Below are 12,285 nucleotides of genomic sequence, written 5' to 3'. Positions count from 1 at the left end.
CCTTATTATTTTCCTAAACAGAATTGACTAAATAACTGGTCAATTAATTCATCACTTGCAGATTCACCGATAATCTCACCTAAAATTTCCCATGTTCTTGTTAAGTCGATTTGTACCATATCCATCGGTACACCTGATTCTGCTGCATCTATTGCATCTTGAATGGTATTTCTTGCTTGTTTCAATAATGAAATATGTCTTGAATTAGAAACATAAGTCATATCTTGGTTTTGAACATCGCCACCAAAGAATAAATCTCTAATTTGAATTTCTAATTGATCAATGCCTTCTTGTTTGAGCATCGATGTCTGAATCAATGGCATATCGCCAATCATATCTTTGACTTCATCAAGATCTAAATGCTTGTCTAAATCCATCTTATTAACAATAACAATCGCATCTTCATTCTTAATCACTTCATACAGCTTACGATCTTCATCTGTTAATCTTTCATTATAATTAAGTACAAATAGTATTAAATCCGCTTCGCCTAACGCTTTTCTTGATCGCTCTACACCAATACGTTCGACGATATCTTCTGTTTCACGTATACCTGCTGTATCGACAAGTCTTAATGGTACACCACGGACATTGACATATTCTTCTAAAGTATCTCTTGTAGTACCAGGCACTTCAGTCACAATGGCTTTATTATCTTGAATGAGGTTATTGAGCATCGATGATTTACCGACATTAGGCTTACCAACGATAACCGTAGAAAGCCCTTCTCTCATAATCTTCCCTTGTGTACCTGTATCGAGTAATTTATTAATTTCTGTTTTAATTTCATTTGATTTCCCTAATAATACCTCTGTAGTCGCATCTTCGACATCATCATATTCTGGGTAATCTATGTTCACTTCGACTTGAGCAAGGATTTCGAGAATGGATTGTCGCTGTCGTTTTATCATATCACTTAAACGACCTTCTATTTGATTCATTGCAACTTTAGACGCACGATCGGTTTTAGAACGAATAAAATCCATCACCGCTTCTGCTTGAGATAAATCTATTCTGCCATTTAAGAAAGCACGTTTTGTATATTCACCTGGATCAGCCATACGGGCCCCATAGGTCATCGTCAATTCTAGTATTCTATTAATTGTTAAAATACCACCATGACAGTTAATTTCGACAATATCTTCACGTGTGAACGTCTTTGGTGCACGTAGTACGGAAACCATAACTTCTTCCACCACTTCGTTCGATTCAGGATCAATAATATGACCATAGTTAATTGTGTGAGACGTTACATCTTCAAGTCTTTCTTTACCTTTATAAAGTTTATCTGCAATATCTACAGCATCTACACCTGATAAACGTACAATACCAATTGCACCTTCACCCATTGGTGTGGATATACTCGTTATCGTATCTAAATCCATCATCCATCTCGCCTCCTTTTCGACTTCATTTTTATCATTATAATATTGTAAATAGTTTCCTATTAAAAAGCGAATATCTTGTTTACCATTTCGTGAAAGTTAGTCTTCGGTTTGTCTGAGGTAAGACTTACGGTTGTCTAATATCTTCTTCCCCTTCCCTACTTAAACACGCTTATTAAATACCTTTGCTATTTTGAGTACATGTTCCAAACTCGCTTGTATTTGTAATGTGTCCATATCTTTTGCTGGTTGCCTCGCTATCACAATAATATCCATTGCTAAGATATCTTCTTTATGGATTTTAAAATTTTCGCGAATGGCACGTTTAATTCTATTTCTTACGACTGCATTACCTAACTTTTTAGAAACACTAATACCTAAGCGAAAATGATTCAACGCTTTATTAGGTTGCGTATATATTACAAATTGTCTATTTGCAACTGATTTCCCTTTCTTATAAATAAACTGGAAATCACTATTTTTTTTTATTCGGTAAGCTTTCTCCACCAAGCATCACTCACTTATCATATCTTTTCAATACATATACCAACGAACCTTATGTTTCGTTCTATTCATTCGTTATCATAAATTAATAGTAGAAATCTACGTAATTTTTAGAAATTTTACTTCACTAAAACCAAAAAAAAGACCACTGATGAGTCAGTGATCTTATGCTGATAATACTTTACGGCCTTTACGACGACGACGCGCCAACACTTTACGACCATTTTTTGTGCTCATGCGTTTTCTGAAACCATGAACTTTACTATGTTTACGTTTATTTGGTTGATAAGTACGTTTTACCATGCAAAAACACCTCCATCTTTATTCGGTTCTATACTATTATAATAGATAAATTAATATACGCTTCTGCTTCAAGTCTTGATTTAACTGTTATTAATTTCTAGTCATAATTCAAGCAACTACTACAATATAACAAAATCTATTTTATAAAGCAAGTCTCAATTTAAGTGACTGATTTAAAATATATGAGTTACATCATACACTTCCTTTATTATATTACAATCAAGCATTTACTATGTTTCACTCCAAAAGTGCTTCTGTCTATGCAGATATTCCCCTTTTGCAGCACCCCTGCATTTATCCATTTTGTGTTATACATTTTTCATACAATCTTTATAAATTATTTCCCAAACCCACAAACACCTTAAAATTTGGTATACTGTCTATTGCTCTAAGTTATCCACTTATACACAACGCTATACCTCAAATTTGTGGATAAGTATAATGTTATTCACAGAGTTCCTCAGCATTTAAGAACATATTCACACCCATTTGACAGAGGTTGTTGTTAAAAAGTATAATTATGTGGATAAGTTATGTAGATATTGATTGCTACAGGGTTTAAATTAATAAATTATACAACAAAAGCCTGTGTATAAATCATAGTTAGGTAATAGTTATCCACTGATTGTGCGTAACTTGTGGATAATTATCAACAGCCTGTGATTCTTTTTATTTGTACCTGTTGTTTTTGTGTATAACTTTAAAATTTACGAAAGTTGGAGTTTGTTATTATGTCAGAACAAGAAATATGGGAAAAAGTTCTAACCTTGGCTCAAGAAAAAGTAAGTAGTGCAAGCTACCAAACATTTCTTAAAGATACAAAATTGTTTAAACTGCAGAATGAGCAAGCGATTGTAGTTACTGATGACGATTTTGTTGCTAATTGGTTAAAGATGAATTACGCAGAAATTATTAAAGCTGCTTTATATGAAGCAATTGGTCATGAGATAGCACCAGTCTTTTATACTGAAGAAGAGCTAAAAAGCTTACATACAAGTGAGCAAAAAGAAGAAAATCAACCAGAACAACCAGCCAAAAAGTATACGCCAGGCGTTGATGAAGCTGTCATTGGCGGTGAACAGTTCAATACACATAATACGTTTGAAACATTTGTCATTGGACCAGGTAATAGATTCCCTCATGCTGCAAGTCTTGCAGTGGCAGAAGCACCAGCTAAAGCGTATAATCCATTATTTATTTATGGGGGTGTTGGTTTAGGTAAGACCCATCTAATGCATGCGATTGGTCATTATGTATTGGATAACAATCCAGACGCTAAAGTTATTTATACGTCTAGTGAAAAATTTACAAATGAATTTATTAAGTCTATTCGTGATAATAAAACTGAACGTTTTAGGGAAAAATACCGTAATATCGACGTTTTATTAATTGATGATATTCAATTTATTCAAAATAAAGAACAGACTCAAGAAGAATTTTTCCATACATTTAATGAATTACATCAAGCAAATAAGCAAATTGTAATTTCTAGTGATCGACCTCCAAAAGAAATTGCTAAACTAGAAGATCGTTTACGTTCACGTTTCGAATGGGGATTAATCGTAGATATTACGCCGCCTGATTATGAAACAAGAATGGCGATTTTACAGAAGAAAATTGGCGAAGAAAATCTTAACATTCCAACTGAGGCGCTTACTTACATCGCCAATCAAATTCAGTCTAATATTCGTGAACTTGAAGGTGCATTAACACGTGTCTTAGCATTTTCAAAATTACAGGGACAACCCATTACGACTGAGTTAACAGCTGAAGCACTTAAAGATATTATTCAAGCACCTAAATCTAAAAAAATCACGATACAAGATATTCAGAAAATTGTTGGTCAGTATTATAGTGTAAGAATTGAAGATTTTAGCGCTAAAAAACGAACAAAATCCATCGCTTATCCGCGTCAAATTGCAATGTACTTATCACGTGAGTTAACCGATTTTTCATTACCAAAAATTGGTGAAGAGTTTGGCGGTCGTGATCATACAACGGTTATTCATGCACATGAAAAAATAGTTAAAGATATACAAAATGATCCAACTTTTAAACAAGAAGTTGAAAATTTAGAAAAAGAAATAAGAAACCAATAAAATAAACTGTACTATAACAGATTAATCGTAGGTATTTTGAGGAATAGTTAATAGAGGGATTATAAACGTTATTGTGGATAATGTTAAAAAGTCATACACACAGTGCACAAGTTATCCACAGTCTTTAATCGACGTCACTGTTCACTAAAATTAACTTATCCCCTAATCCACAAGCCCTACTACTATTACTACTGTTTTAAAACCTATATAATTTAATATATAAACGACTGGAAGGAGTTTAATAAAGATGGAATTCACAATAAGAAGAGATTATTTTATTAATCAATTAAATGACACACTTAAGGCCATCTCACCAAGAACAACATTACCTATCTTAACTGGTATCAAAATTGAAGTTAAAAACAACGAAGTTATACTAACTGGTTCTGATTCAGAAATCTCAATCGAAATCACTATTCCTAAACAAGTCGATGGTGAAGATATTATTGATATTGCTGAAACTGGATCAGTCGTGCTTCCTGGTCGTTTCTTCGTAGACATTATAAAAAAATTACCAGGTAAAGAAGTTAAACTTTCTACAAATGAACAGTTCCAAACACTTATTACATCTGGACATTCTGAATTTAACTTAAGTGGTTTAGACCCAGATCAATATCCGTTATTGCCACAAGTTTCTCGTGATGATGCGATCCAATTATCAGTTAAAGTGCTTAAAAACGTTATCGCACAGACTAATTTCGCAGTGTCCACCTCAGAAACACGCCCAGTGCTTACTGGTGTCAACTGGCTTATACAAGAAAATGAATTAATATGCACAGCCACTGACTCACACCGCTTGGCTGTAAGAAAGGTAGCATTAGAAGATGACTCAGAAAATAAAAATGTCATCATTCCTGGTAAAGCATTATCTGAGTTAAATAAGATTATGTCAGACAGTGAAGAAGACATCGATATTTTCTTTGCTTCAAATCAAGTGTTATTCAAAGTGGGTAACGTAAACTTTATTTCACGTTTATTAGAAGGTCATTATCCTGATACATCTCGTTTATTCCCAGAGAATTACGAAATTAAATTAGGAATTGATAATGGTGAATTCTATCATGCCATCGATCGTGCATCTTTATTAGCACGTGAAGGCGGCAATAATGTCATTAAATTAAATACAGGTAATGAACTTGTAGAATTATCTTCAACATCACCAGAAATTGGTACGGTAAAAGAAGATGTTAAAGCAAGTAATGTAGATGGTGGCAACTTAAAAATCTCATTCAACTCAAAATATATGATGGATGCTTTAAAAGCCATTGATAACGATGAAGTGGAAGTAGAATTTTTCGGTACAATGAAACCATTTATTTTAAAACCAAAAGACGATGATTCAGTTACACAACTCATCTTACCGATTAGAACGTATTAATCGTATTGTTAAATAGATTAATACAATTACTTTTCTCATAAAAGTGCAACTTAACAGGAACAAGCCTTTGAAATCTTAGTGATTTCTGGTTTGTTCCTGTTTTTATTTGAAAAAAGAGTCTGAGTTTAAAAGCAGATAGTAAGAGATAAATAGAAATTTGCTAATGTTATTACTTAATTTCATGATTAAAGACATTTAAAGGGCAAATATAAGCATTTTGAACATTTTCTTAGGGGGAAAATACTTAAAAGTAATAAAAGTGTCTTAAAACAGCTCTAAATGCAAAATAAATATAGTCCGTTTATCATACATAAATTTTTAAGCAGATTAAGGTATTTAGTGAAAATTAATATTATTTGTAAAGAATGCCCATATAATGTATTTATTTTTGATATAATATGACATATGAAACAACTTTAAAAATAACTTTGAAACTAATTATTTAAAAATAGTTAAAATAAGTTAAAAGAAATCGCTTACTCACTGTATTTTGCATGAAATTTTCCGCAAAAAAAGGTATAATATATAAGTGAGCTTAAAAGAAATGGAGTGATTGATTTGGTTGAAGAGGTAATTGTTGATGGAGACATTACTTTAGGGCAATTTCTAAAGACAGAAGGTATTATCGAATCTGGCGGACAAGCAAAATGGTTCTTACAAGATTTTGATGTCATGATCAATGATGAGCGTGAAACGCGTCGCGGTAAGAAATTAAATCATCGAGATAGTATTGTCATACCAGAAGTCGGTTCATTTTTGATATTACATCAAGGTGAAGAATGAAATTAAAGACACTCCAGTTACAAAATTATCGTAATTATGAGTCGATTTCCTTAAATTGTCATCCCGATGTCAATATATTGATTGGTGAAAATGCTCAAGGGAAGACTAATTTATTAGAATCTATTTATACGTTAGCACTAGCTAAAAGTCACAGAACGTCTAATGACAAAGAACTCATACGTTTCGATAGCGACTATGCTAAAATAGAGGGTGACCTTAGTTATAGATATGGTGAGATGCCTTTAACGATGTACATCACTAAAAAAGGTAAACAAGTCAAAATCAATCACTTAGAACAAAGTAGACTGACTCAGTATATTGGGCACTTGAACGTCGTTTTGTTTGCGCCTGAGGATTTAAATATTGTCAAAGGATCACCGCAGATTAGACGTAGATTTATAGATATGGAACTTGGACAAATCTCAGCAGTATATTTAAATGATTTGTCACAGTATCAACGTATTTTAAAACAAAAGAATAATTATTTGAAGCAACTGCAATATGGACAAAAGACAGACAGCACGATGCTTGAAGTCTTAAACCAACAATTTGCAGAATACGCATTCAAAATTACGCTAAGACGTGAACATTTTATTAATGAACTTGAATCACTAGCGAAACCTATCCATTCTGGGATTACAAATGATCGTGAAACATTGTCTTTAAACTATTTACCTAGTATTAAACTAGAAAATAAAGATAAAAGTGAGACGGAACGCTTAGAGGAAGTCTTAACGATACTTAATGACAATATGGAACGAGAAAAAGACCGAGGTGTGTGTTTATACGGCCCTCACAGAGATGATTTAGGTTTTAATGTGAATGGAATGGACGCTCAGACTTATGGCTCGCAAGGTCAACAAAGAACTACTGCATTATCAATCAAACTCGCTGAAATTGAGTTAATGAATATTGAAGTAGGTGAGTATCCAATTCTATTGCTAGATGATGTATTAAGTGAGTTAGATGATTCACGTCAATCTCATTTATTGAGCACTATTCAACATAAAGTGCAGACTTTTGTTACTACGACATCCGTAGACGGTATAGAACATGAAATTATGAAAAACGCTAAACTTTATCGCATTAATCAGGGCGAAATTATAAAGTAATGGAAAGTGAAGGTGGAAGCAGTGTCAGATGTGAACAACACGGAAGATTATGGTGCTGGACAGATTCAGGTATTGGAAGGTCTAGAAGCGGTACGTAAAAGACCAGGTATGTATATTGGTTCAACTTCAGAAAAAGGTTTACACCATCTTGTATGGGAAATTGTCGATAACAGTATCGATGAAGCACTTGCAGGTTATGCCGACACAATTGAAGTTGTGATCGAAAAAGATAATTGGATTAAGGTAACGGATAATGGCCGTGGTATACCTGTTGGCATTCAAGAAAAAATGGGACGTCCTGCAGTTGAGGTTATTCTAACTGTATTACATGCCGGTGGTAAATTCGGTGGCGGCGGTTATAAAGTTTCTGGTGGTTTACATGGTGTAGGTTCATCAGTAGTCAACGCGTTATCAGAAGATCTTGAAGTATACGTGTATAAAGACCGCAAAGTTTATCATCAAGGTTATAAAAAAGGTGTACCTCAATTTGACTTGAAAGTCATTGAAGAAACAGATGATGATAATACAGGTACAGTCATTCGTTTTAAAGCGGATCCTGAAATTTTCACAGAAACGACAACATATCATTATGAAACATTACAACAACGTACAAGAGAGCTTGCGTTCCTAAATAAAGGTATTTCAATTACTTTAAGAGATGAACGTGGTGAAGAAGTTCGTGAAGACACATATCACTATGAAGGTGGTATTAAATCTTATGTTGAAATGCTAAATGAAAACAAAGAGCCTTTACATGAAGAACCTATTTACGTGCATCAAACGAAAGATGAAATTGAAGTTGAAATTGCCTTACAATACAACAAAGGTTTTGCAACAAACTTGTTGACGTATGCGAATAATATTCACACATATGAAGGCGGTACACACGAGGAAGGTTTCAAACGTGCGCTATCTCGTGTACTTAATAGTTACGGATTAAATAGTAAAATTATCAAAGAAGATAAAGAAAGACTTTCAGGTGAAGACACACGTGAAGGTTTGACAGCAATTGTTTCAATTAAGCACGGTGATCCACAATTTGAAGGACAAACAAAAACAAAATTAGGTAACTCTGAAGTACGTCAAATCGTTGATAAACTATTCTCCGAGTTATTTGAGCGCTTCTTATATGAACATCCTCAAGTAGGCCGTATTGTAGTTGAAAAAGGTATCATGGCTTCGCACGCACGTCTTGCTGCGAAAAAAGCACGTGAAGTCACGCGCCGTAAATCAGCATTAGAAATATCAAGCTTACCTGGTAAATTGGCCGATTGCTCTAGTAAAGACCCATCACGTAGTGAAATCTTTATCGTCGAGGGTGACTCTGCCGGTGGGTCTACAAAATCCGGTCGTGATTCAGAAACACAAGCGATATTACCATTGCGTGGTAAAATCTTGAACGTTGAAAAAGCACGTTTAGATAGAATTTTAAATAATAACGAGATTCGTTCGATGATTACGGCATTTGGTACGGGTATTGGTGGCGAATTTGATTTAAGTAAAGCACGCTATCATAAGATTGTCCTTATGACAGATGCTGATGTCGATGGTGCACATATTAGAACATTGTTATTAACATTCTTCTATCGCTTTATGAGACCATTGTTAGAAGCAGGATATGTGTATATTGCACAACCACCTTTATTCAAACTGACACAAGGTAAACAAAAATACTATGTCTTTAATGAACGTGAATTAGAAAAACTTAAAGCTGAGTTAGAACCAACGCCAAAATGGTCGATTTCACGTTACAAAGGTCTTGGTGAAATGAATGCGGATCAATTATGGGAAACTACCATGAATCCAGAAAATAGAGCCATGTTACAAGTATCATTGGATGATGCGATTGAAGCGGATCAAGTCTTCGAAATGTTAATGGGCGACGTTGTAGAGAACCGTAGACAGTTTATTGAAGATAATGCAGTCTATGCCAACTTAGATTTCTAATACGATGAACTGAATTTTTGAAGGAGGATATCTTGATGGCTGAATTACCTGAATCAAGAATTAATGAACGAAATATAACGAGTGAGATGCGCGAGTCATTCTTAGACTATGCGATGAGTGTTATTGTCTCACGTGCTTTACCTGATGTTAGAGATGGTTTGAAACCAGTACATCGACGCATATTGTATGGATTACATGAACAAGGTATGACACCAGACAAGTCATACAAGAAATCTGCGCGTATTGTTGGGGACGTAATGGGTAAATATCACCCACATGGTGACTCATCAATTTATGAAGCAATGGTTAGAATGGCACAAGACTTCAGCTATCGATATCCTTTAGTTGATGGACAAGGTAACTTTGGTTCTATGGATGGCGATGGTGCGGCTGCGATGCGTTATACAGAAGCACGTATGTCTAAGATTACACTTGAATTACTTAGAGATTTAAATAAAGATACCATTGATTTTATCGATAACTATGATGGTAATGAAAGAGAGCCGTCAGTCTTACCTGCTAGATTCCCTAACTTATTAGTTAATGGTGCATCAGGTATCGCTGTTGGTATGGCTACAAATATTCCACCACATAATTTAACAGAGGTCATCAACGGTATTTTAAGTTTAAGTTATAATCCCGATATTACCATTGCTGAATTGATGGAAGATATACAAGGGCCAGACTTCCCGACTGCAGGTATTATTCTTGGAAAGAGTGGGATTCGTCGTGCATTTGAAACAGGTCGTGGATCAATACAATTGCGCTCTCGTGCAGAAATAGAAGAACGTGGTGGCGGTCGTCAACGTATTGTTGTTACAGAAGTACCGTACCAAGTTAACAAAGCACGTATGATAGAAAAGATTGCTGAATTAGCGCGTGATAAGAAAATAGATGGTATCACAGACTTACGAGATGAAACAAGTTTACGTACAGGTGTCCGTGTAGTAATCGATATCCGTAAAGATGCCAACGCGAGTGTTGTCTTAAATAACTTATACAAACAAACACCATTACAAACATCATTTGGTGTAAACATGATTGCCTTAGTTAATGGCAGACCAAAACTTATTTCACTTAAAGATGCCTTAGTTGAATACTTAGAACATCAAAAAGTCGTTGTAAGAAGACGTACCGAATATAATTTGAAAAAAGCTTTAGATCGTGCACATATCTTAGAAGGTTTGAGAATTGCGCTTGATCATATTGATGAAATTATCAGAGTTATTCGTGAATCAGATAACGATAAGATTGCCATGGCAAGTTTACAAGAACAATTTAAATTATCTGAACGTCAAGCACAAGCGATTTTAGATATGCGTTTAAGACGTTTAACTGGTTTAGAAAGAGATAAGATTGAAGCTGAATATAATGAACTAATTGCTTATATTGAAGAATTGAAATCTATCCTTGCAGACGAAGAAAAACTATTACAAATTGTTCGTGATGAATTGATTGATGTCCGTGAGCGTTATGGTGATGAACGTAAGACTGAAATCCAAATTGGTGGTTTAGATGACATTGAAGATGAGGATCTAATTCCAGAAGAACAAATTGTGATTACGTTAAGTCATAATAACTACATCAAACGATTACCAGTTTCAACTTATAGAGCACAACACCGTGGTGGTCGTGGTGTTCAAGGTATGAATACGCTAGAAGAAGACTTTGTAAGTCAACTTGTGACGTTAAGTACACATGACAACGTGCTATTCTTTACGAATAAAGGTCGTGTCTATAAACTTAAAGGCTACGAAGTGCCAGAGCTTTCTCGTCAGTCTAAAGGTATTCCAGTAGTTAACGCAATTGAGTTAGACAATGACGAATCGATTAGTACGATGATTGCTGTTAAAGATTTAGAAAGTGAAGAAGATTATTTAGTCTTTGCTACTCAAAAAGGTAGAGTGAAACGTTCTGCCCTAAGTAACTTCTCACATATTAATAAAAACGGTAAAATTGCGATTAGTTTCAAACAGGATGACGAATTGATTGCAGTACGTTTAACTGATGGTGAAACTGATATTCTAATCGGTACATCGCATGCTTCATTAATTCGCTTCCCTGAAACTGCCTTACGTCCACTTGGCCGTACCGCAGCGGGTGTGAAAGGTATTACACTTAGAGAAGACGATAAAGTAGTCGGTTTAGATGTTACAAAAGTCGAAAGCGATGATGAAATACTCGTCGTGACTGAAAATGGTTACGGTAAACGTACACCAGTTGAAGATTACAGATTATCAAACCGTGGTGGTAAAGGTATTAAAACAGCGACTATCACAGAACGTAATGGTAATGTAGTTTGTATCACATCAGTGACTGGTGAAGAAGACTTGATGGTTGTTACAAACTCTGGCGTGATTATCCGTATTGATGTAGAGAATATTTCACAAAACGGCCGTGCAGCACAAGGTGTGAGATTGATTAAATTAGGTGAAAATCAATTCGTATCTACAGTAGCTAAAGTAAATGAGGAAGATGAAGCTGAAACAGAAACTGAAGCAATTGCCTCCGATTCAGAAAATACTGATGCAACTGAACAAATAGCACAAGATTCACAACAAGGTGAAGCTGTGATAGAGGACGATGCACCAGGCAACGCTATTCATACAGAAGTTGAAGATAGTGAGGTATCAGATGATGATGATCGTCAAGAAGTACGACAAGACTTTATGGACCGTGTGAATGAAGATATTGATAATGCGGACAATGAAGATAACGAAGAAGAGTAATTTTATGCGATAATAGTCATTATAAAAAAGACCTACCTCAATGAG

Annotated in this window: 9 protein-coding genes; 6 read left to right on the top strand and 3 right to left on the bottom strand. The window is 34.7% G+C overall.

The genetic code is table 11. The features are described 5' to 3' along the window. Window positions 1-5 precede the first annotated feature (5 nt). The 3 genes from mnmE to rpmH all read right to left on the bottom strand — a co-directional run bounded on the left by mnmE (window position 6) and on the right by rpmH (window position 2,192). Window positions 6-1,385, bottom strand: coding sequence for a tRNA uridine-5-carboxymethylaminomethyl(34) synthesis GTPase MnmE (gene mnmE, locus ACM595_RS09690; protein WP_100217365.1), 1,380 nt, complete (start codon window positions 1,383-1,385; stop codon window positions 6-8). A gap of 162 nt (window positions 1,386-1,547) precedes the next feature. Then, the gene (rnpA, locus tag ACM595_RS09685) at window positions 1,548-1,895 is read right to left on the bottom strand and encodes a ribonuclease P protein component (protein WP_174543736.1); all 348 of its coding nucleotides are present in this window, start codon (window positions 1,893-1,895) and stop codon (window positions 1,548-1,550) included. Between the two features lie 159 nt (window positions 1,896-2,054). Continuing rightward, window positions 2,055-2,192 (bottom strand): 50S ribosomal protein L34, encoded by a 138-nt coding sequence (gene rpmH / locus ACM595_RS09680; RefSeq protein ID WP_000240855.1) that lies wholly within the window; start codon window positions 2,190-2,192, stop codon window positions 2,055-2,057. Between the two features lie 731 nt (window positions 2,193-2,923). Between rpmH and dnaA the strand changes: the two genes are divergently transcribed. From dnaA to gyrA, 6 genes are all read left to right on the top strand, one after another. Next, a complete protein-coding gene (dnaA, locus tag ACM595_RS09675) occupies window positions 2,924-4,291 on the top strand; it encodes a chromosomal replication initiator protein DnaA (RefSeq protein ID WP_002481962.1) in 1,368 nt (455 codons plus the stop codon). A gap of 247 nt (window positions 4,292-4,538) precedes the next feature. Further along, window positions 4,539-5,669 (top strand): DNA polymerase III subunit beta, encoded by a 1,131-nt coding sequence (dnaN, locus tag ACM595_RS09670; RefSeq protein WP_069826024.1) that lies wholly within the window; start codon window positions 4,539-4,541, stop codon window positions 5,667-5,669. 549 nt (window positions 5,670-6,218) lie between these two features. Next, window positions 6,219-6,452: a S4 domain-containing protein YaaA gene (gene yaaA, locus ACM595_RS09665; protein ID WP_171914394.1), complete on the top strand. Its 234-nt coding sequence runs from the start codon at window positions 6,219-6,221 to the stop codon at window positions 6,450-6,452. Further along, window positions 6,449-7,564 carry a DNA replication/repair protein RecF gene (recF, locus tag ACM595_RS09660; RefSeq protein WP_002481965.1) on the top strand — a complete coding sequence of 372 codons (1,116 nt, stop codon included), beginning with the start codon at window positions 6,449-6,451 and terminating at the stop codon, window positions 7,562-7,564. Before yaaA ends, recF begins: the two co-directional genes overlap by 4 nt. A 12-nt stretch (window positions 7,565-7,576) precedes the next feature. Further along, complete coding sequence (gene gyrB, locus ACM595_RS09655) at window positions 7,577-9,511, top strand: DNA topoisomerase (ATP-hydrolyzing) subunit B (protein ID WP_002481966.1); 1,935 nt, start codon at window positions 7,577-7,579, stop codon at window positions 9,509-9,511. A 35-nt stretch (window positions 9,512-9,546) separates the two neighbouring features. Beyond that, window positions 9,547-12,240: a DNA gyrase subunit A gene (gene gyrA, locus ACM595_RS09650; protein ID WP_002481967.1), complete on the top strand. Its 2,694-nt coding sequence runs from the start codon at window positions 9,547-9,549 to the stop codon at window positions 12,238-12,240. Window positions 12,241-12,285: the final 45 nt, after the last annotated feature.

This window comes from Staphylococcus sp. LKG3-1 (assembly GCF_048568385.1).
In the GTDB taxonomy this organism is placed as follows: Bacteria; Bacillota; Bacilli; order Staphylococcales; family Staphylococcaceae; genus Staphylococcus; species Staphylococcus saprophyticus.
The sequence above is the reverse complement of the archived record's forward strand: the minus strand, read 5'-3'. Positions and strand labels throughout refer to the sequence as shown.

Bases quoted from the DNA above. Each gene is read 5' to 3' on its own strand.
- mnmE (WP_100217365.1), bottom strand. From the start codon at position 1,385: ATGGATTTAGATACGATAACGAGTATATCCACACCAATGGGTGAAGGT.
- rpmH (WP_000240855.1), bottom strand. From the start codon at position 2,192: ATGGTAAAACGTACTTATCAACCAAATAAACGTAAACATAGTAAAGTT.
- dnaA (WP_002481962.1), top strand. From the start codon at position 2,924: ATGTCAGAACAAGAAATATGGGAAAAAGTTCTAACCTTGGCTCAAGAA.
- dnaN (WP_069826024.1), top strand. From the start codon at position 4,539: ATGGAATTCACAATAAGAAGAGATTATTTTATTAATCAATTAAATGAC.
- recF (WP_002481965.1), top strand. From the start codon at position 6,449: ATGAAATTAAAGACACTCCAGTTACAAAATTATCGTAATTATGAGTCG.
- gyrA (WP_002481967.1), top strand. From the start codon at position 9,547: ATGGCTGAATTACCTGAATCAAGAATTAATGAACGAAATATAACGAGT.